The organism is Bradyrhizobium sp. CCGUVB23 (assembly GCF_024199885.1).
GTDB lineage: Bacteria > Pseudomonadota > Alphaproteobacteria > Rhizobiales > Xanthobacteraceae > Bradyrhizobium.
Genome location: NZ_JANADQ010000003.1, coordinates 44,920 through 64,823 on the forward strand (window position 1 = coordinate 44,920; position 19,904 = coordinate 64,823).

The 19,904-nt window shown below is 63.8% G+C and carries 19 protein-coding genes and 5 pseudogenes; 16 read left to right on the forward strand and 8 right to left on the reverse strand.

The window, feature by feature from the left end; translation table 11 throughout:
- The first annotated feature begins 252 nt into the window (after positions 1-252).
- Positions 253-486 carry an AbrB/MazE/SpoVT family DNA-binding domain-containing protein gene (locus NLN62_RS51315; RefSeq protein ID WP_247313977.1) on the forward strand — a complete coding sequence of 78 codons (234 nt, stop codon included), beginning with the start codon at positions 253-255 and terminating at the stop codon, positions 484-486.
- Positions 483-887, forward strand: coding sequence for a type II toxin-antitoxin system VapC family toxin (locus tag NLN62_RS51320; RefSeq protein WP_254114297.1), 405 nt, complete (start codon positions 483-485; stop codon positions 885-887). The genes NLN62_RS51315 and NLN62_RS51320 overlap by 4 nt, the downstream gene beginning before the upstream one ends.
- Positions 888-953: 66 nt before the next feature.
- Here the strand turns inward: NLN62_RS51320 and NLN62_RS51325 are convergent, their stop codons facing one another.
- From NLN62_RS51325 to NLN62_RS51335, 3 genes are read right to left on the reverse strand one after another with little or no spacing between them, the layout of a single operon-like run.
- Positions 954-2,054, reverse strand: a complete 1,101-nt coding sequence (locus tag NLN62_RS51325; protein WP_254114298.1) for a tyrosine-type recombinase/integrase — start codon at positions 2,052-2,054, stop codon at positions 954-956.
- Positions 2,051-2,458 (reverse strand): type II toxin-antitoxin system VapC family toxin, encoded by a 408-nt coding sequence (locus NLN62_RS51330; RefSeq protein ID WP_254114299.1) that lies wholly within the window; start codon positions 2,456-2,458, stop codon positions 2,051-2,053. The genes NLN62_RS51325 and NLN62_RS51330 overlap by 4 nt, the downstream gene beginning before the upstream one ends.
- A complete protein-coding gene (locus tag NLN62_RS51335; protein ID WP_254106533.1) occupies positions 2,458-2,712 on the reverse strand; it encodes a type II toxin-antitoxin system Phd/YefM family antitoxin in 255 nt (84 codons plus the stop codon). Before NLN62_RS51335 ends, NLN62_RS51330 begins: the two co-directional genes overlap by 1 nt.
- A 303-nt stretch (positions 2,713-3,015) precedes the next feature.
- Between NLN62_RS51335 and NLN62_RS51340 the strand changes: the two genes are divergently transcribed.
- Both NLN62_RS51340 and NLN62_RS51345 read left to right on the forward strand, forming a co-directional pair.
- Positions 3,016-3,294: a DUF1778 domain-containing protein gene (locus NLN62_RS51340; RefSeq protein WP_254114300.1), complete on the forward strand. Its 279-nt coding sequence runs from the start codon at positions 3,016-3,018 to the stop codon at positions 3,292-3,294.
- Positions 3,291-3,818 carry a GNAT family N-acetyltransferase gene (locus tag NLN62_RS51345; protein WP_254114301.1) on the forward strand — a complete coding sequence of 176 codons (528 nt, stop codon included), beginning with the start codon at positions 3,291-3,293 and terminating at the stop codon, positions 3,816-3,818. Before NLN62_RS51340 ends, NLN62_RS51345 begins: the two co-directional genes overlap by 4 nt.
- Positions 3,819-4,189: 371 nt before the next feature.
- Here the strand turns inward: NLN62_RS51345 and NLN62_RS51350 are convergent.
- Positions 4,190-4,705: pseudogene (locus NLN62_RS51350) on the reverse strand (recombinase family protein); the annotation flags it as partial.
- A 543-nt stretch (positions 4,706-5,248) separates the two neighbouring features.
- On the opposite strand from NLN62_RS51350, the gene NLN62_RS51355 reads away from it, so the two are divergent.
- The 7 genes and pseudogenes from NLN62_RS51355 to NLN62_RS51380 all read left to right on the forward strand — a co-directional run bounded on the left by NLN62_RS51355 (position 5,249) and on the right by NLN62_RS51380 (position 11,977).
- On the forward strand, positions 5,249-6,889 hold the full coding sequence (locus tag NLN62_RS51355; RefSeq protein WP_254114302.1) for a Mu transposase C-terminal domain-containing protein: 1,641 nt from the start codon (positions 5,249-5,251) through the stop codon (positions 6,887-6,889).
- Positions 6,880-7,821 (forward strand): TniB family NTP-binding protein, encoded by a 942-nt coding sequence (locus NLN62_RS51360; protein ID WP_254114383.1) that lies wholly within the window; start codon positions 6,880-6,882, stop codon positions 7,819-7,821. The genes NLN62_RS51355 and NLN62_RS51360 overlap by 10 nt, the downstream gene beginning before the upstream one ends.
- Positions 7,818-8,192, forward strand: a pseudogene (locus NLN62_RS53865) (TniQ family protein); the annotation flags it as partial. The gene NLN62_RS51360 and the pseudogene NLN62_RS53865, both read left to right, overlap by 4 nt.
- A 96-nt stretch (positions 8,193-8,288) precedes the next feature.
- Positions 8,289-9,356, forward strand: coding sequence for a hypothetical protein (locus NLN62_RS51365; RefSeq protein WP_254114303.1), 1,068 nt, complete (start codon positions 8,289-8,291; stop codon positions 9,354-9,356).
- 26 nt (positions 9,357-9,382) lie between these two features.
- Positions 9,383-10,324, forward strand: a complete 942-nt coding sequence (locus NLN62_RS51370) for a DUF1403 family protein (protein ID WP_254114384.1) — start codon at positions 9,383-9,385, stop codon at positions 10,322-10,324.
- A 1-nt stretch (position 10,325) separates the two neighbouring features.
- Positions 10,326-11,018, forward strand: a complete 693-nt coding sequence (locus NLN62_RS51375) for an SMC-Scp complex subunit ScpB (protein ID WP_254114304.1) — start codon at positions 10,326-10,328, stop codon at positions 11,016-11,018.
- 476 nt (positions 11,019-11,494) lie between these two features.
- On the forward strand, positions 11,495-11,977 hold the full coding sequence (locus tag NLN62_RS51380; RefSeq protein WP_254114305.1) for a DUF433 domain-containing protein: 483 nt from the start codon (positions 11,495-11,497) through the stop codon (positions 11,975-11,977).
- A gap of 374 nt (positions 11,978-12,351) precedes the next feature.
- On the opposite strand, the pseudogene NLN62_RS51385 reads toward NLN62_RS51380, so the two are convergent.
- Together NLN62_RS51385 and NLN62_RS51390 are read right to left on the reverse strand one after the other, a co-directional pair.
- Positions 12,352-13,095: pseudogene (locus NLN62_RS51385) on the reverse strand (ATP-dependent RecD-like DNA helicase); the annotation flags it as partial.
- Between the two features lie 26 nt (positions 13,096-13,121).
- The gene (locus NLN62_RS51390) at positions 13,122-13,406 is read right to left on the reverse strand and encodes a hypothetical protein (RefSeq protein ID WP_254113946.1); all 285 of its coding nucleotides are present in this window, start codon (positions 13,404-13,406) and stop codon (positions 13,122-13,124) included.
- Between the two features lie 169 nt (positions 13,407-13,575).
- On the opposite strand from NLN62_RS51390, the gene NLN62_RS51395 reads away from it, so the two are divergent.
- Positions 13,576-14,901, forward strand: coding sequence for a transposase (locus NLN62_RS51395; RefSeq protein ID WP_254107167.1), 1,326 nt, complete (start codon positions 13,576-13,578; stop codon positions 14,899-14,901).
- A gap of 16 nt (positions 14,902-14,917) precedes the next feature.
- Here NLN62_RS51395 and NLN62_RS51400 read toward each other — a convergent pair.
- Positions 14,918-16,393: pseudogene (locus NLN62_RS51400) on the reverse strand (AAA family ATPase); the annotation flags it as partial.
- A complete protein-coding gene (locus NLN62_RS51405) occupies positions 16,390-16,641 on the reverse strand; it encodes a hypothetical protein (protein ID WP_254114306.1) in 252 nt (83 codons plus the stop codon). The pseudogene NLN62_RS51400 and the gene NLN62_RS51405, both read right to left, overlap by 4 nt.
- A 233-nt stretch (positions 16,642-16,874) precedes the next feature.
- On the opposite strand from NLN62_RS51405, the gene NLN62_RS51410 reads away from it, so the two are divergent.
- The 4 genes and pseudogenes from NLN62_RS51410 (at position 16,875) to NLN62_RS51425 (ending at position 19,780) form a co-directional block, all read left to right on the forward strand.
- Positions 16,875-17,750, forward strand: coding sequence for a hypothetical protein (locus tag NLN62_RS51410; RefSeq protein WP_254114307.1), 876 nt, complete (start codon positions 16,875-16,877; stop codon positions 17,748-17,750).
- Positions 17,695-19,071 (forward strand): hypothetical protein, encoded by a 1,377-nt coding sequence (locus tag NLN62_RS51415; RefSeq protein WP_254114308.1) that lies wholly within the window; start codon positions 17,695-17,697, stop codon positions 19,069-19,071. The genes NLN62_RS51410 and NLN62_RS51415 overlap by 56 nt, the downstream gene beginning before the upstream one ends.
- The gene (locus NLN62_RS51420) at positions 18,992-19,381 is read left to right on the forward strand and encodes a hypothetical protein (RefSeq protein WP_254114309.1); all 390 of its coding nucleotides are present in this window, start codon (positions 18,992-18,994) and stop codon (positions 19,379-19,381) included. Before NLN62_RS51415 ends, NLN62_RS51420 begins: the two co-directional genes overlap by 80 nt.
- A 134-nt stretch (positions 19,382-19,515) precedes the next feature.
- Positions 19,516-19,780 (forward strand): annotated as a pseudogene (locus tag NLN62_RS51425) (DUF3551 domain-containing protein).
- Positions 19,781-19,904 lie beyond the last annotated feature (124 nt).

The following is a 19,904-nucleotide window of genomic DNA, read 5'->3' on the forward strand; positions in this document are numbered from 1 at the left end:
ACCCTCCCGGGACTGGATAAGCGCCGCCTGCAAGATATTTCGAGCAGGCGGCGTTTTTAGCAAATGTCCCAATTCGATTTTGCGGGTGTCCCAATTAGACAGCACCGATATGGTGCGTCCGCCCGGCATCTTTGATCTTCAGAGCCGATGACCAGCATCGGCGCGGTCGCGACAATTTCGATCGGCGCGCGCTTGAAAATCTCCACCGGGGGTAATACTTTTAGAAAAAGTGGTATTACAGTCGGTGTGCCCATGACCACGACAGTCACAGCCAAGGGACAGGTGACCATCCCGAAGTCGGTCCGCGACCTTCTCGGCATCGTCCCGGGCAGCAAGGTTGATTTCCGGCGCGCCGCCGATGGCAGCGTGGTGCTGGCGCGCGCTGACAAGAAACAGCCGGCGAGCCGCTTTGCCAAACTGCGTGGCCATGCCGGCAAGGGGCTTGATACCGACGCGATCATGGCGCTGACGCGTGGCGAAGGGTGACGCTCGTCGACACCAACGTTCTGCTCGACCTGGTCACCGATGATCCGAATTGGGCGGATTGGTCGGTGGCCCAGCTTGAGGCCGCGAGCCTTAAGGGACCGCTGCTGATCAACGATATCGTCTATGCAGAGCTTGCGGTCCGGTACGCCCGGATCGAGGAGCTGGATGCCTTTATTGACCAAGCCGGTCTCGAAATCGCACCAATTCCCCGCGATGGGCTGTTTCTGGCCGGCAAGGTGTTTGCGCTGTATCGCAAAGCGGGCGGATCGCGCACCGGCGTACTCCCCGACTTCTTCATTGGCGCCCATGCCGCCGTTGCCGGTCTGCCGCTGCTGACCCGCGACGTCGGCCGCTACCGCACCTATCTTCCGTCATTAAAGCTAATCACGCCGAACGGCTGAAGCGTCTCGTCGCCACAACACACAAAGTTCCTGGCTCACGCGGGGAGGGGAGGGACTTTTTTCGCTTCAGAGCCCCGCTGCTTTGGTCAGATTGACCCGGAAGCGGTCGCGCCGCCGTTGGTAGCGGCGGGTCATCTCGGCGCTGGCGTGGCCGAGCTGCTTCTGGACGTAGCGCTCGTCGACCTCGGCCGAGGAGGCGAGGCCGGCGCGCAGCGAATGTCCGGCGAACTTCGTCTCTCGCTCGCCTTCGGGCAGGTCGGCGCGCACCCCGGCGGTGAGTGCCGCGCGTTTGACCAGTCGGGCGACCTGCTGGTCGTTCAGGCGATCGGGCCCGACGTCTTTGCCTTGGCCTCTCACGCGCCGAAACAGCGGGCCGTGGCCGATCCGGGCCAGTTTCAGCCAGATCTGCAGGGCAACGATTGGGCAGGTCGCATCGGACGAGCCGCGGCCGATCTCGATCTCGCGCCAGCCGGTTTTGCCGCGCAGGGTGACGATCAGGCCCTTGTCGAGGATCTCGACCCAGCCTTGGCCGTCCTCCGTCTGGTCGCGCTGGACGTCGAGGCCGACGATCTCGGAGCGGCGCAGGCCCCCGGCAAAGCCGATCAGCAGCATGGCGCGATCGCGCAAGCCCCGCAGCGTGCCGCGGTCGAGGGTCTCGAGCATGCCGATGACGTCCTCCGGCAGCACGGCTTCCTTCTGCCGGGGCGGGGCGGCGTGGGTGTTGCGGATGCCGGCGAGCACGGTCGCGATATGCCGATCCGTGCGGTCGAGCGGTGTCCCGCGCTGCGCATAATTCCAGGCGAGCGCCGAGAGCCGGCGCTCGATCGTTGCGACTGCATTCGGCTGGCGATCGGCGGTCGCCGCGCCCGAGGCGCAGGCGGTGATGTAGAGGCCGACGGTCTGCGGGGAGGGTGGCAGGACCTCGAGGCCCTGGCGCCGGCACCAGGCGGCAAAGTGCTTCCAGTCAGCCGCGTAAGCGCGGCGGGTGTTGGCCGAGCTCGCGGCGTCGACATAGCCGCGGGCGCGCTCGGCGAGGCGCGCAAGATGCGTCGGCAGGGCAGGGGAGGGGGGCTCGCCGGTCGGTTCGGGCGTCGATGCCGCCGCAGCCAATGTGGTCGGCAAGGTTTCCGTGACGCCAGCGGCGTCAGTGCTGTCAGGCGGCGTCATGTGCCGACCTCCCACGGATTGATGAGGGACACCCCGGTATCGTCGAAATCTCGCTCATTGCGGGTGACGAGGATGAGGTCGTGCACAATTGCTGTGGCCGCGATCAGGCCGGCGATGTCGCCGCGCGGCCGGATCGCGGCGATCCGGCCCCACTCGACCGATATCTGGTCGGTCACGGGAAGAATCCGATCGGCGTGGTCGTGGCGCAGTTTACGGAGCCACTCGAAGAGGTGTCCTGCCGCCTTCGGATCGGACCTTTGCCGGAAGGCGATGCCGCGCATGATCTCGCCCAGCGTCAGCGTGCTGAGATGAACGCTGCTCGGATCGACCGAGCGCAGCCACGAGGACGCCTGCGGCGAGCCGCGGCGCGCTTCGGAAATCACATTGGTGTCGACGAGGTACATCAGAGTGCGAGGTCGCGGCTCGGCGTCGTCGCCCGGGCGCCAGCGGCCTCCGCGAAGTCGTCGTCCCAGGCCGGGCCGGCCAGCAGATCGTCGACCAGGCTCGGCCGACCGGCGCGCAAGGCGTCGTAGTCGGCGGCCGACAGCACCACGGCGGCCCGCATCCCGCGCAGGGTGACGACCTGCGGCCCCTCGAGCCGGGCCTTCTGGACGAGCTTGGAGAATTGGTTCTTGGCGTCCTGTAGCTGCCATTCCATGAGCGTGCGTTCCTAGCTGGACTGTCTAGCTATATAGAGGCCTGGGGGTGGGTCCGTCAATCGGGTCACCCGAACTCGCCGCCGTCCCTGGGGCGCGATCGGCGAGGCCCGCAAGATACGCCAGCAGGGCAGGGGAGGGGCCTCGACAATGTCCCGAGCGGCGGCGACGACTTCGGGAAGATCCTCGTTTTCGGCGCCGGTCACAATCATGCCTGCCCTCCGTACATATTGTGTGCGTACGAAATTGACTTGGTCTGCAATCTCGCGTACATATTGTGGCTGCACAAGGAGTAGATTTGAGCCATGGCGCGCGTTGCCGTCGATGACACCAACCGCATGAATCTGCGGATCAAGCCGGAGGTGAAAGCCCGGCTGATGCGCGCGGCTGCGCTCCGCCATACCGATCTGACCAGTTTTGTGACGCAGTCGGCGCTGCGCGAAGCGGACGCCGTCATTGCCGAAGCCGATGCGATCAATGTGTCGGAACGCGATTTTGCGCGCATTCTCGACCTCCTGGACAATCCGCCCAAGGCGAATGCCAAGCTGCGCGCGGCCGCAGCCAGTCTGCCCAAAGACCTGTGACGCTTCCCGCCTGGCACGAGGAGCCGGTCGCCAAGGCCCATGACCGCAAGGCCTTCGACTGCGGCGATGACGCGCTGAACACCTTCTTGCTGCGCTACGCCCGCCAGGGGCATGAGCAGAACGCGGTCAAGACCTATTGCGCGATCGCCAACGACACGCCGAACCGGGTCCTCGGCTTCTACAGCCTGGCGCCGGCGTCGATCGCGCACGACGCCGTGCCGGCCGCCATGACCAAAGGCCTGGCGCGCCACAAGGTGCCCGGATTCCTGCTGGCGCGGCTCGCGGTCGACAAGACGGTCGCGGGCAGGGGGCTGGGTGGCCAGCTGCTGCTGGCGGCGGCTTTGCGCTGCCTGCGGGTGACGGAAGAGGTCGGCGGCGTGCTGATGGTCATCGAGGCCAAGACCGCGCGGGCGGCACAGTGGTATCGCAGTCTTGGCGCCGAGCCGCTGGCCGATCAACCGCTTGCCTTGGTCACCCCGCTTGCGACCTTCGCCGACGCGTTGCGGGCGGCCGGACGTCTCTAGCCTGCCTCCAGCGCCCTTTGCCGACACCTGCACAACGTTACCGGCAATTTCGGAAGCCCGGCCAAGAGGCGGCCGGGAGCCCGATTGCGGGCGATTTTCGATCGTCTGGGCGCCGAAACCGGGTGTCATTCGGCCTTATTCACCGGATTGCATTTGATTGATTTTTAACATTTTCGGCTCACCCTAATTCGGTGGATTCGGCCGAGTTCGCTGGAATCTTGCCCTTATTCGGTGGATTCGGGCGAGTGCAAAGGTCGGCGACGTGCGGCGCCATCGAGACAAGCTCGATATCAACGACGCCAAGTGGCAGGACGCGGTTGCGCGGGAAGCGATCGTCAGGCCGCTTGCGAGCGCGACGCGATTGTCGCCGGTTGATGGCGCGCCTCCGATGCGGCCCGAATCGCCTCCGGCCGCCGCTCACGCAGGCCCGGATTGCCAGGCAGCCGGCCGCGCGCCTTGGCGGCCTTCATGCCCGCTTTGGTGCGCTCCGCGATCAGCGCCCGCTCGAGCTGGGCCACGGCGCCGAGCACCTGCAGCGAGAACATGCCCTGCGGCGTCGAAGTGTCGATCGGATCGCGCAGCGACCGGAAATGCGCCCCGCGCGCCTCGAGATCCTCGATCACCGCAAGCAGGTGGCTCACCGAGCGCGCCAGGCGGTCGAGTCGCACGACCACCAAGACGTCGCCGGCGCCGATCTCGCGCATCAGGCGGGCCAGCACCGGCCGGGCCCGTGAGGCGCCGGATCCGTGCTCCTGGTGCAGGAGCTGGCAGCCGGCGGCCCGCAGCTCGTCGACCTGGGCGTCCGTCGCCTGCTCCTCGGTCGAGACGCGAGCATACCCGATCAGGCGACGAATCGGCGGGGGAGGGAAGGGGGAAGCGGTGGCCATGGGCTTTTCGGGGGCGATTCAGGCCCTTTTGTACAATATCGACAAATTGGGAGAAAGGACCCTTTGCAGACGTGTTTTATCGATCGCGTCAGGGAGCCGCAGAAGCCAATCGAGTGTCTCAGATGGCCCTAACCACCAGCCAGGCCCCCAAAGGGCCGTCTACGGGCTTCTGAGGCGAAATCAGGCGTTTTCGGAGGGTTGGCGACTGAAGGAGGCCCAGAACGGCATGCGCGGCTAAATGGCGGCCGCGGCGCGAGGCTAGCGGGCCACGCGCGATCGAGAGTCCACCGATTAAGGGTGAGCTGTCCGCTCAATAAGGACGAAAAATCCACCGATTAAGGGTGAGCGGGGCCGAAAAATCGCGCGTTTTCAGGCCGAATCCAGCCAATAAGGCTGAGCGACACCGGGTGTCGTTCGCGTTTCATCGGCGGACGATAAGTCGTTGATCTGGCGCGAATCATCTTTGGAGTTCATGGGCGGATTCTAGCCGAATCACCGGATTTTTCGTAGCAATCGAGCGGACGAACTTTACGGCGAGGCGCTGTGGTTCATGGGCGCGACAAGGACACGATCGATGATGCCGCCTGGAATGAGGCGGTTGCCAGGGAGGCCGTGATCCGGAGGCTGGCGTCGCTCGACCGCCCCAGCCGGTCTGATTTCTTGCGGGCTTGCGGTGAACTCGGCGTCAGGCGAACCCGCCTCTATGAGCTGATCAGGGCGTACCGGCAGCATCCGATCACGAGTTCGCTGCTGCCGCGAACTGCCGGCACGAGACAAGGCAGCCGCCGGCTGCCGGACGAAACCGAAGCGGTGATCGCCGAAGCGCTGCGGGACTTCTACAAGACACGCCAGAAGCCGAGCATCAATCGGCTGCACAAGGAGATCCGCAGGCTCTGCCGGTCGCGGGGCCTCCGCGCACCGTCCTGGCAGGCGGTGAAGGCTCGGATCGCGGCCATGGACCTCGCCGAACTGACCAGGGCGCGGGACGGCGCGAAGGCAGCACGCGATCGCTTCCGGCCGGTGCCGGGCGAATATGCCGCTGGGTGCGCGTTCGAGGTCGTTCAGATCGACCATACGCTGGTCGATGTCATTGTCGTCGATCGCCAGCATCGACGGCCGCTGCAGAGGCCATGGCTGACACTCGCCGTCGACGTCGCAAGCCGCATGGTCGCGGGCTTTCATCTGACGCTCGAGGCGCCGTCGACGGTTTCGGTTGCGCTCGCAATCCAGCACCTTGTGCAGCCCAAAGCGCCATGGCTTGCCGGGCTGGGGATCGATGTGGACTGGCCGATCTGCGGATTCCCCGACGCGGTCCACCTCGACAACGCCAAGGAATTCCGGTCGCATGCTCTGCGGCGGGGCGCCGAGGAATATGGCATTAAGCTGATCCACCGTCCGGTCGCCACGCCCCACTATGGCGGCCACATCGAACGGCTGATCGGCACCATGATGGGCGCGGTCCATCTTCTGCCAGGTACGACATTCAGCGATATCGCCGAGCGAGGCAGCTACGATTCAGCCGCCCATGCGGCGATGACGCTGGACGAACTGGAGCGGTGGATGGCGCTCGAGATCGTGCGCTACCACGCCGACCGGCACGGAGCGCTGGGAATCCCGCCGCTGGCCGCCTGGCATGAGGCCGCGACCCGCCGTGTCGGACCCGTGCGCCAGCCCCATGACCTCGCCGCTTTCACGATCGATTTCCTGCCCAGCGTCGACCGATTGGTGCGGCGTGGCGGCATTCACCTGTTTGGTCTTCGCTACTGGGATGACGTGCTGAGCGTCTGGGCCGGCCGCCTCGATCGGCCGCTGCGCGTGTCCTACGACCCACGCGATCTTTCCAGAATTTTCGTGCGCGGTCCCGATGGCACGCGCTGGCCAATCCGCTTTGCCGACTTGCGGCGGCCGCCGATCACACTCGGAGAGCATCGCCGCGCCCGGGCAGCCTTGCGCGAGCGCGGTCTGGCGCTTGTCGACGAACAACTGATCTTCGAAACGATCGAGGCGCAGCGCGCATTGGTCGAGGCCGCGACCCGGCGCACCAAGGCGGCGCGTCGGCTGGCCGAGAAGCGCGACCGCGCGCTTGCAAACACGCCAGCTCCGGCCGAGCCTCCGCAAATCGAGGACGACCGGCCGATCGATTGGAGCAAGGTGCCCACCTTTCCCGTCGAGGAATGGTCGTGAGAGGGGAGGGCACACTCGAGCACCTCGACGAGCGCTATCGCCGCTATGCCGCGCTGCCCGACGACGAGCGCATTGCCTGGATCACGGCCGATCGCTGGATCGGCTTCGATCAGGCGACGGCGGCACTTGTCCGCCTGAACGCGTTGCTGGCCTATCCGCCGCGCGATCGCATGCCCTGCCTGCTGATCTATGGCGACACCGGCATGGGCAAGACCAAGATCGTCCGCAAATTCGAGCGGGCGCACCCGGCCACCTTCTGCCAGTCGACCGGTGTTACCAACAGGCCGGTCGTCGTGGCCCAGGTGCCCTCGGAGCCGGTCGAGCAAGACCTTTATCGGGAATTGCTGGCCAGCCTGCAGGCTCCCGCGCTCGTCGGCGGGACGCTGGCCCGGGAGAAAGACATCTGCCGTTCGCTGCTGCGCACCGTCGGCGCCAGAATGATCGTGCTCGACGAGGTCAACGGCATGCTGGCGGGGACCTATCGGCAGCAGCGGATTTTCCTCAATGCGCTGCGGTTTCTCGCAAACGACCTGAGAGTGCCGCTTGTGTGCGCCGGTACTGACCTGGCGCGGCAGGCCTTGCTCACCGACGCACAGCTCGCCGAACGCTTCGAGGCGCTTCATCTCAAGCCCTGGAAGAACGACCACGCCTTTGCGCGGCTTTTGAAGAGCCTGGCTGGCATCCTGCCGTTGCGTGCCCGGTCCGATCTCGACAGCGCCGCGGTCCGCGACCGGATCCACAGCCTCACCAGCGGCGTCACCGCGCGGATTTTCCGATTGATCGAGACGGCTGCCGAGGAGGCCATCCGGTCGGGGAGGGAACGGCTCGACCTGATGAGCTTCGGCGACGATCTGATGCTGCCGCTGGTATCGATGACGCAATCTGCCGGCGGACGGGCGGCTCGCGCGACGGCTCAGCCGGCGGGCCGATGACGGCGGGGCGTCTGCCGGTCGCGCCGCGGCCCTATCGCAACGAATTGCTGTCGTCGTGGCTGGCGCGGGTGGCATGTCGTTACGGCCTTACGGCGCAGGAGCTCGCCGGCCATTTCGGCGACGGCAATTGCTTTTCCTCGCCGCAGCCGATCGACGACGGGGATCCGGCGGCGGATCAGGCGAGGATGTGGGCACAGGCCTGCGGTATTGACCCCGAACGGCTGCGGTGCCTGTCCCTGAGCCGGCGGTTCCCGCGGCGCCCGCGATCATGGTACGTGAGCCAGGGACCGGAGTGGGCGCCGTCCACCGGATCGGCTCCAGTCTGTCTGGCCTGCTTCGCTGCCGATCAATCCGCAGGCCGCGACAGCTATTTGCGCGCCGGCTGGAGGCTTGCCGAGCGCTGCATCTGCCCCGTCCACGGCCAGCTGCTTCACGATCGGTGTGTGTCGTGTCACCGGCGCCTTTCCATGGCTTTCCGCCTGCGTGACGGTCGCGCGCGGCCCGTCTGCAGCCATTGCGGCGTGATTCTGGCCGAAAGGGAAGGGGAGGGCGGTCAACCGCCGGATCGTGCCCTTGTCAGGACGGCGCTGGCTGTCCAGCAACGGATCACGGCAAGCGTCCACGGCGAAATTCCTGAGCGGGAGCAGCTCGAGAAGGCGCTTGCGACGCTCTGGGCGCCGCTCGACCACCCGGCCGCCGCGCGACCCGTTCTGGCGCTGTGGTTCAATGAAGTCGGCTGGCGCTGTCCCTACGAAGCCAGGCATGCCGTCGGCGCCGAAGCGCCGCTTGGCCAGTTGCCGATCAGCTGGCGCTTCCTGACGCTGCTCGCCCTCCACGAGGTCTTCGGCAGCGATCCGCGCGTCGACGGTGCGTTGCCGGCCGCCGTGCTTCTGGCCCGGCGGGCCGCGCCACGGCAGATACGCCTCTCAAGCCGACGACCGCGGGTCTCGGCGCTGATGCGCTCATCGGCCGAATACGAGCGCCTGGCCCATCAAGTTCTGGCCGATCCGCGCTGGCGCGCCGCGCAAGAGCTTCCGTTCCGAAAGCGGCAGCGTGTTTGCGCCCGACTGATCGAGGCCGCGCTGTCCAAAAACCCGGTTACGGTCAGCCGACACAGGGGGGCGCCGGCCAGTCTCAAAAACCCCGGCGCGAGTCTCACAAATCCCGGTCAGTCCTGTCTCACGAATTCCGACTCGGAATCTCACAAACCCTGCGCCAAACGGGCGGCCCGCCCGCTGAATCGCATCAATTCCGGCCGCCCGACACGCACGCCGGATTGGCGTGAATTTCCGCATTCTGCGCCGACGAGAGAGGCCATCCTGGAGGCCGCTGTCCGGGGATTAAGCGCAAAGGCGGTCCGCTTAATGAACGCGAATTTTCGTCGATTTGATGCCAAAACGGGGCTGTCCGGCGGTGAACCGCCAGCGACACCGGGCATCCTCTCTATAAAGGCAAAAACGACTGATAAGGCAACATTATCACGCGTTATTATCCACCGACAGGTGCGGCGGTTTTGGCGATTTTTGATGCCATAAGCGCCGCAATCGGCATAAGCTTCGCCATGCCCCCGCGCGCGCGAACCCTCCCGGAAGCCCCGCCGACCGTCCCGCCCGTTCCTAGCTGGGCGCGCCAGGTCGCGTCCGCACAAGCCGCTGATGATGCGATGTTTTTGGCCGGTGGCGCGCTCGCCGCACTCCACCCCATCGCGCGCAGCGAACACCCGCTCGGCCAGCTCTGGCGATATCGATTAGCGCTCGCCAGCGCCGCCGTGCTCGCCCGGAACAGTGGGCGCCGCGAGGACGAGGCTTCCCTGCGCGACGCCTGGTATCTGCGCCGCACGACCGATGATCCCGGCCCGGGCGGGCGCATCCTCGCGGCCTGGCGCCAGCTCGGCGCGCGCGCCGCCATGGCGCCGGACGACTGGCTGATGACGCTGTCCGTTCGGTTCGAGCTGCGCGTCGACGCTGCGCTCAAGGACGTCGTCACAGCCGCGACACAACTCGCGGCCGGACAGGGCAGCGCCGTCGCGGCCGCCGCCGAGATCGCGGCGCTGAGCCTGCGCTTCGTGCCGGCAAGCGAGCCGCTGGCCCTGTGGCTGGCCGACGTCGTGCTCGCCCACCGCCTGAACTGGCCGATCGCCGTGCCGCTCGTCGCCGGCCAGGTCCGCCGCGCCGATCTGCGTGCCGCCGGCAAGGCGGGCGGCGTTGACGACGCCTGGCTTTCGGCCTGCGCCCTGGCCTATGCGCGCGCCGCCGCGGCCGCAGCGGAGCTCTACGCCGACCTCGTGCGGCGGGCCAACCGGCTGCTGGCGGCGGCGCCAAAACTGCGCGGCAAGGACGCCGACAGGATGGTGGCGATCCTGCTGATGGAGGACGCGCAAGCCGCCGGCGCCGGCCAGTCCGCGAGCGACCGTTCGACGCGGCGGCTGTTCGAGCGGCTGGTGGCGCTCGGCGCCGTGCGCGAACTGACCGGCCGATCCACCTTCCGACTCTACGGGCTCTGAGATGGGGCGGCGCGCGCGAGCCAAAGCGGATCTCGACACGGAGCTCACCGAGCTGCCGCCGGAGCTGCGCTGGCGCGAATGGATGGGCCGGGTCGAGGCCGTGATCTTCGCCGCACCCGCGCCGGTGACCCGCGAGACCCTGGCGCGCGTCGTCGGTCGCGACTGCAGCCTCGATCTGATCATCGACGACATCCGCGCCGAGCTGCGCGGCCGGCCCTACGAGCTCGTCACGGTCGCCGGCGGCTGGCAGCATCGCACCCGGAAAAATTTTGGCGATGCGATCCGCGCGGCGATCGGCGGCGCGAGCGACGGCAAGGCGCTGTCGCAGTCCGAGACGCTGATCCTCGCCTGCATCGCCTATTACCAGCCGATCACCCGCAGCGAGCTGTCCGCCTTCTTCGGCAAGGAGGTCAGCCGCGATACCATCGCCCGTCTGCGCGGATTAGACTTCATCGCGCGCGGCCCGCGGAGCCCGCAACCCGGCGCGCCTTACACCTATGTGACCACCAAGGGGTTTTTGGTGCAGTTCGGCCTGGAGACGTTGCGCGATCTGCCAAACATGGAGGCGCTGGAGGACGCCGGCCTGCTCAGCAAGGACAAGATGTTGGCGGGAGAATTGCCGGATCCCTTGCCGGCAGATGATGAAAAGCATGACGATGACGAAGAAGCTGCAGATTGGACAGAGACAGGCTAGGTGCCTCTGTGGGCGGCCGCTTTCGATTCTATCCCCAACCCGCAAGTGTCCCGCCCCGAGACATAAAACCTTGGCATAGGTTGTGCTGACGAATGGGAGCCGGGATTTTGCATCACCCTCCCGGGCTCGATAAGCGCCGCCTGCAAGCTATTTCAAGCAGGCGGCGTTTTTATTCGGTGTCCCAATTCGATTTTGCGGGTGTGCCAATTAGGACAAGAACTGACGGGCGGGGGCGGTGGCCTCGCCCGGGGAATTCTTTAACGCTGCACCTTGCCGATCTCATTCATCCCTAAATTGAGGGTGAGTTACCGATGGAGGTCCGCATGTCTTCCGCCCAAGCGTTGACTCTCACGGAGGCAGGTTACGTGCTGAACCGGTCGGCGGCGGCGCTCAACAAGGCCGTCGATACCGGCATCATTCGCGCACGTCAGCGACGGGTCGGAAGCGGAGTTCCGCGCCTCTTCGGCCGGGCGGAGATGCGCTTTCTGCTGGTCGCCGACAGATTGGAAAGAGACCTTACCCCTGCCGGCCGGCGCAGGCTCTATGAGGCGATCCGGCACTTCGACGCGCCCCGAGTCGCGTTTGGCGAAGTGGAGCTTGATCTCGGCAAGGTCGACGCCGACGACCTCAAGAGCCGTCTTCATCGTCTCGACGAATTGCGCCGATGGGGACAAATCGGAAGTGACCGCAACGAGTCCCTCATTAAGGGCACCAAAATTCCTGTCCACATGGTGGCGGCCCTGGCCCGTGGGCAATCGGTTGAGCAGATTGTCGACGATTTTCCGTCGCTCAAGCGCCATCAGGTCGAGGCTGTGATCGAATATGCCAACGCGTATCCAAAACAAGGACGACCCTATCCTCCGCGGAGCCTGAAACGGTCGCTTGCGGAGCTGGCCGGCCTCGGCGCGTTTGATGAAGAAGCCGAGGTGGGCGAGGCTGCGCCGCACCGGATTCCGTAACCGCGGATTTGGTCGACGAGAACGTGCTTCGCGAGTTTGGTGCGCGGGGCAACGCGAACGTGTGTCGCGGCTCCAAATATTGACCGGGTGGCAAAAGCCACGCCGATCTACAGCGCGGTTCTGGTTCAGCTCCAGCCCGCATAAGCTTCCCGAATGCAATAAGCGCGGGAGCCAACGTCTCGACGTCCATGCTGTGATTGTTGTTGTCGTCATCGCCGACATAGGCGACTTGGAACCGCTCACGGTTCTGTTCGCTCTCACTGACGGCGAACAGCAGTTCGCGCTCCACTATTGCTCGGAGGCAATCATTCCCATCTCGAATTCGCGCTGGCAGGTTGACGATGGTCGGCTCTGTTGCGGCTCGCGCGCCGAGATCAAATGATCGTGCCAATCGGCGCATGGTCGGATGAAGCCTCGCGCAGCCACTCGGCGAGCTTGGACCACCGTCGCCGCCCGGAAACATTCCGTACCGCGATGGCAACGGCCTTCTTCTGTCCAACCAGAACGACCAGCTTCTTGCCGCGGGTGACGCCGGTGTAGAGCAGGTTACGTTGAAGCATCGCGTAGTGCTGGGTCATGATCGGAATCACGACGGCGGGGTATTCCGATCCCTGGCTCTTGTGTATCGTCGCCGCATAGGCCGGGGCCAGAATGTCGAGTTCGCCGAATTCATAAGCAACAATGCGGCCATCGAATTCTGCGGTGAGCTCACCTTCGGCAGAATCGACGTCGACCACCGTGCCTATATCGCCGTTGTGGACCTCCTTATCGTAATCGTTCTCGATCTGCATAACCTTGTCGCCAGGGGCGAAGGTCCAGCCAAACCGTTCGACCTTGCGCTCGCCGGCAGGGTTGAGAGCGGCCTGCAATTCGACGTTCAGAGATCGGGCGCCGACACCGCCCCGGTTCATCGGACACAGGATCTGGATGTCACGAATCGGATTGAGGCCAAATCGCTTGGGGATGCGGGTTTTCACGAGCTCGATGATGCGAGCAACGACCTTCTCTGGTTCATCAGCCTGGACGAAGTAGAAGTCGCTTTCGCCTTCCGGCGGACTGAGATCGGGGATTGCGCCCTGATTGATGCGATGGGCGCTGACAATGATCCGGCTCTGAGCTTGACTTTGGCCAATTTTACACTTGTTCATCTTGTACGCGGAACCCTGAACATCGGATCGTTCTCGACGATTTCATGAGCGCTCGTGAGCATGAGTTTCATGCGCCCCATATTGCCAAAGGTCGTCCAGCGCCCCTTCACGTTCGACCAGTAGAAGAGCTCGAAGCGATCGGTATCTGGAATGGGGCGCAGCCGTGCGACCGGATTTGAAGTCCGACGGTTGATAACTAAATAACCGCCACTGCTCTTTTCTATGTCGTGATGCGTGAACTGAGCAGCAATCTGGGCAAGCGTTGGGTCGGATTTTGCCATAGCGCTCAATGTGCTCGATGGGTGCCGCGCGGGCCAGGATGAATCGGTTTGCCGACTCAATTTGTCGCAGCTGGACGAGGTTGCTGCGATTCATCGTGCCGATTCTACCGATGGGATGCAACATGCCCGCCTTCTCCCCCGCTCTTGCGATCCGCTGCCGCCGCGTTTTGTGGCCCGGCTTGCCGTCTTCACCGATCTGTTCACACGCCCCACTTGGCTGAATGTTCTGACGCTGCTCGCCGGCGTTATCCTGGCGCCCGGCCGGCGCACTGTCACGGCGGCGCTGCGCATCTTAGGGCGGGAGCGCGATCGCGATTTCTGTACTTTCCATCGCGTCCTCAACCGAGTGGCGTGGTCGTCGCGGGCCGCGGCAGGCCACCTGCTGCTCCTGCTGATCAAGGTCTTCGTGCCGGCCGGCGAGGCGGTGGTGATCGGGCTCGATGACACCATTGAGCGGCGCTGGGGGCCCAAGATCAGCGCCCGCGGCATCTATCGCGATCCGGTGCGCTCCTCCAAGGGGCACTTCGTCAAAGCCAGCGGCCTGCGCTGGCTTTCTGCCATGTTGCTGGTGCGCGTGCCGTGGGCCGATCGCGTCATGGCGCTGCCTTTCCTCACGCTGCTCGCCCCCTCCAAACGCTTCTATGACGGCAAATCGCGCTCGCCCAAGACGCTGCTCGATTGGGCCCGCCAGGCCGCCCGGCAAATCCGCCGCTGGTTGCCCGATCGATATATCGTACTGGTCGCCGACAGCGCCTTTGCGGCCATCGAATTCCTTGCCGCAGTCCGCAAGCACGTCTGCGTCGTCACCCGCCTGCGCCTCGATGCCAACCTGTTCGAATTTCCCCGACCAAAGCGCAAAGCTCGTGGCCGCCCTCCAATTCGAGGCAAGCCCCACAAAAAACTCTCTGCCATCCTCAAGGATCGCAACGTGTCCTGGACGCGTTATCGGGTCAGTCTCTGGTACGGCCGAACCAATCGCACCGTCGAGATCGCAACCGGCACTGCGCTGTGGTATCGCGGCGGTGTTCCGCCGGTGCCGATCCGCTGGCTGCTCGTCCGCGACCCAACCGGCGAACTCGACCCACAGGCTTTCCTGGCGACCGATCTCAACGCTCATCCCCGCGACATCCTCGCTTGGTTCGTCAGTCGCTGGCAGGTCGAAGTCACCTTCGAGGAAGTTCGCGCTCACCTCGGTGTCGAGACCCAGCGCCAGTGGTCGGACAAAGCCATTCTGCGCTCCACCCCGATTTTGCTCGGCCTCTACTCCATCATCACTCTATGGACCCACGACCTCGCCAAGGCACGAAAGCTGAAGCCCAGAACCGCAGCTTGGTATCCAAAAGCCACCCTGACCTTTAGCGATGCGATCGCCGCCGTTCGACGCCAAATATGGGCTCATCAGATTTCTTTCATGTCCCGGCCGCGCCGTGACAGCATAGAAATTCCGCGCCATATCTGGCGCCGGATGGAGAACGCGCTCGCCTACGCCGCATAAATCGGCCAAAGTCGAGCTGAGCGGCCTGCCGGAAAACCTCGGTGAGCCGCACCACCGGCACGGCGCCGGAGAAAATGATGTCGGCCAGCACCTGGCCGGGACCGACCGAAGGCAGCTGATCGATGTCGCCGACGATCAACATGGCGGCCCCGTCCGGAACTGCCTTCAGCAACGCCCGCATCAGCATGGTGTCGACCATCGAGGCCTCGTCGACGACCAAGAGGTCGCAGTCGAGCAGGTTGTTCTCGCCGCGTTTGAAGCCACCTGTCTTGGGGTCGACTTCGAGCAGGCGGTGAATGGTCTTGGCCTCGAAGCCGGTCGCCTCGGTCATGCGCTTGGCGGCGCGGCCGGTCGGCGCACACAGCAGCAGGTTGGTGCCCTTGGCCGCCAGGATATTCAGGATGCCTTTGACGATCGTGGTCTTGCCCACCCCGGGTCCGCCGGTCATGACCACGACCTTGGATATCAGGGCGAGGCGAACCGCGGCGACCTGGCTTTCCGCGAAGGACATTCCGATTTGCTTCTCCACCCAACGCAAGGCCTTGTCGGGATCGATCGTTGGCCACGGTGGCACGCCGTTGGCCAGATGCAACAGGCGATCGGCAACGGTACGTTCGGCCCGATGAAGAGCGGTAAGGAAAACACACGGCGCATCACCAACCCGCTCTGCGACCACGGTCCCCTCTCGCAGTTCAAGTTCGAGCGCGGCACGGATCAGGCCCGAGGGAACCTCGAGAAGCTTCTGCGCGAGCGGGATCAGTTCGTCAGTCGGTAACCCACAATGCCCGTCATCCATCGCCTCGGTCAGGGCATAGGAGATTCCAGCGCGCACCCGCATCATCGCTGTCTTTTCGACGCCGAGCTTCATGGCGATGGTGTCGGCCGTCTTGAAGCCGATGCCGCGGATATCGCGTGCCAGCCGATAGGGGTTCTCGGTCATCACCTGGATCGCATCGGAACCGTAGGTCTTGAAGATCCGCACCGCACGTGCCGTTCCGACGCCGTGGCTGTGTAGGAACACCATGATCTCGCGGACGGCCTTCTGCTCGGCCCAGGCAGCCAAGATACTGGCGGCGCGGACCGGGCCGATGCCGCCAACCTCGCGCAGCCTGGCAGGGGTCGACTCGATGATGTCGAAAACCTTGTCGCCGAAGGCGCGTACGAGCTTCTTGGCATAGACCGGTCCGACACCACGGATCATTCCCGAGGCGAGATACTTCTCGATGCCGTCAGCCGACGTCGGCGGCGATGTTCGCAGGAACCGTGCCTTGAACTGCTGACCGTGGGTCCGGTCATTGATCCAGTCGCCTGTGGCTGTGATCCACTCGCCCGCGGCGATGGTCGCAGCATGGCCGACGGCCGTCACGAGGTCCCGATGGCCACGCGCCTTGACGCGCAGCACGCAGAAGCCGTTTTCGGCGTTGTGGAACGTGACACGCTCGACGATGCCGGCCAAGACGTCCTGGGGTGATGCGTCGCTCTGAGGTTTCAATAATGTCGCCGTTTCAGGGGACTATCGGCTGCGCGTCGGGCCGACTCGCCGGTAGCTTGGCTGAATTGGTGGCGCGGGATATTGATGATGGCGAAGCGTCTGCGCTCCTCCGCCGCTGTCTCAGCGTCCGCTTCGACGACGATTTCGACAGTCTCCTCGCTCGCATGAATCTCCACGCGAACGGGTGATTCGCCAAAATCGACTTCATGTCGCCGCCCACTTCGACCGCGAATGATCGCAAAGGACATTTGCATATACTCCTTGGGGATGCCCCGGGTTTCGTTGAATTTCTGAAGAGGTCGGCGTTGCCCACCCTGAGCCGGTAGGCTCAGGGTGCCGCTTCCACAAAGGAGAGCAACGCCATGACGAGGGATATCACACCCATTCAGCATGCAAAATCGATTATGTGAATGCTGATCGAACATTGACCCCCATCGGCGTCGTCGAGACCCTTTCAGGCCGTTGATTTCATTGATTTGAGATGGCGGGACCCTACGCCGATCATGGTCGAGACCCCACGCCGAAACACAACGAAAGCATTTATCCGTTTGGGCGCGAGGAAGGCACGCGCGTTGGCACGGCGCTGCGAATGGTTCTTTTGCGATCCGCCCACAGCTATCCTGATTTTGCCAAAGCGATCTTTCAGCGCGCCATTGGTGACAAGGACAGGCGTCGGAAGGTTTACAGCGACCTGATGACGTTCTCGCCCATCATGTCTCAGGTTGCCCCCGACTTGCTGGCCGATCTTGCCGAAGCTCAACTCATGGAAGAGCTTCCACTTGATGAATACAACCGAAAGCGCAAAGAGCGGGAGGAATATTACAAGCGCCTCGAAGAAGTGCGCGCTATTCCCGAGGGTGACCACACGCCTAACCAGCAGCGCATGCTGGATCACACTCACTTTCCCATCGGCGCTGACCGCTTCGATGAGGACGATATTGGCATCGAGCAATACAACAATTTCTATCAGCCGCCATCGGCACTCCATGAACCGTTCAAAAGCCTGTTCGAAAACAGTCCGGCGGTCGCTCTGCGGTTGATCCGCAATCTCTCGAACCATGCGACGGAAGGCTGGAAGCAGCTTCACATCATGCGGAAACGAGAGCTGGGTACCCCGATCCCGGTGCCCGTTGAGTTTCCGTGGGGCAAGCAGGAATTTTGGGGAGACTGGCGCGCCTATAGCTGGGGCCAAGGTCAGCTGGCACCGACCGCGCTTGAATGCGCGTTTCTTGCGCTCACCTATTGGGCGTTCAAACAAGTCGATAGCGGTAGGCCCCACCAGCGACGTCATCAAAGACTTCGTGGAGGGAAACGAGTGCCTTGCGGTTCTTGGCATCGCCCTCGACCTCCCACTTGAATCGTGGGCAACGACCGAGACGACGCTGGCCTTGGCGGCGTGCCAGCGTATTTGGGCTTTCGACCGGGCGCCCCATTCGCAAGAGTCATCGAAAAACATCGACCTCTTGGGCTACGGCTTCCTATCTCGCCTGCACGGCGAAAAGGCCGAGGCAAAAATCTATCTGGACGACCGTAAATATCGCAAGCGAACCGTCACGCAACTCGCGATGTTCTTCGCTCTGAACGAGGACGAAACTCTTCGCAACAAATTCAAAGATTCGCTTGCTCAATTCCCGAACGATCTTCCGTACGAAAACGAAGAGGACAGGACTGATCAAAGCTGCACCGATCATTTGAAGGAAGACGCCGACGGCTGGGCAGGTCTTGGTGACAAAGCAAACTACAAGCAAAGCCCATACGGCGAGGATCGCGTTGCGATCACGTACGATCGCCCAAATCCTCTCACGCCCGCACAGGAAAAGAGGCTAGAGAAGAGCACGATGGTACTTCAAGGGTTCAGCATCGCCGGCTGGGCTGGCCAATCGTTGTCAAGCAACAAGCTCGAAGACGGTATGACCCTCGCCGCCGCCGTCTCTCACGTGAAAGGCCTAGACACCGGGGCAGCTTTTGATTTCCGCGACGATATGGCGTCGTCGCTGCCGTCCGTGGCGGCGAGCGTTGCGGCGTGTGTCGTCCGTTTCGGTCCCCCGGATAACGCGGATCGCACGTGGGCTTCTTGGGGCGTGCTGGCGCGCATCGAAACGATGCTGGAAAATCCAGACAAATTCGGCGGTTCGATTATTCCTTGGCATCCGAAACGACGCCTGGCAGTCGCCGTGTTTCACGACCGCCGCTCCGAGACGCCCCGCGCGGACAGTGTCGAGCGACTTATGAAGCTGACGCTTCACCCGATCAACGTGGTGAGCGAGCTCGCATTCGAAGCGCTGTTCGCTGACAAGGACGAACACGGTCGCTGGGTCGCCGGGCAACTTGCTATGGGCCTGTGTATCGTTCACAGCGCCCGTGCCGATAACCTTGCGCGTGCTCTGGCGGCCCTCAAGAACAACACGCCGGGTCCGATGCCCAAGCTCCCTCCGGCATGGGCCAAGGGTGGGTCGCACCGAGGCCGGGAAATGCCAAACAATTACTGGCACATTCCGGACCCGTTCTTTGACTCGCAGACTGCCGCAAAACTCTTCAAGAACATGCCCCTCGAAGCGTGGATGGCGTCTGACACTCGACCGCGTATGGAAGGGTTGCTTGTCGAACTCACCGATTGGACGAGGGAAAGCCTTCTTCCTTCGTGGCGCGACGACAAGAAGAAAAAAACGCAGCGATGATCGGCGTTCAGACCTCCATGAATGGACCGCGGCCTTCGGCGATATTCTGGCACGGGCCGTTCCGTTCGTTACGCTGGATGTAGCCCGCAAAAGGCTTGTCGCGCCTTTCCTTGAAGAAAACGAGGTGGCGCTGTCCGTCCTTGCCAGCTTTGCCGACCGATTGGTCTGTCGTCATGTATTTGATGCGGCGGTTATCCCTGCCAACACCTTCCCGCTGTTGGACGACTGCGTGACGCGACTGATCAATGACGGCGTGTTCAGGCCGAACGGTTGGCGTGCGGGAGAAGTGCATGGCCTTGCGGCGGGCTGACCTGATGGTTGAGAACTGTACGTATGGACAGCCATACGATCAGCGCGCTGAATCGACTTGAAGTGGTGGAGACGGGCCGGCCACGGCGTTGGTCTGAGGAGGAGAAGGCGCGGATTGTTTTGAAAAGAGGTCTCATGCGCAACCTTCTGTTTATCGGTGTGCTTGCACTTCCCATCCTCGTCGGCTTTGGGTCGCCTTCGACCGCGGCTCCGCGGGGTCGTTCGTACATCCCCCCGGCTCGGCAGGACGTTTACTGCCGCAGGGACTACCTGGGGATATCCGGGCAATTGCCAGTTCTCGACCTATGACCAGTGCATGGCTACTGCATCCGGCACCCACGCCTATCGCGGCATGAATCCGATCTACGCGTTCCAGCGACAGGCAGGACAATTGCGCTGATGTGTGATCGTCACACGTGATTGAGACATCAGGCTTGCTCATATAACGGGACCTACCGCGCGAGGCTGAGAGAGACGTTGGACTTCCGGACTTCCGCCTGACCGGACGTCCCCCGTTCGAGTGC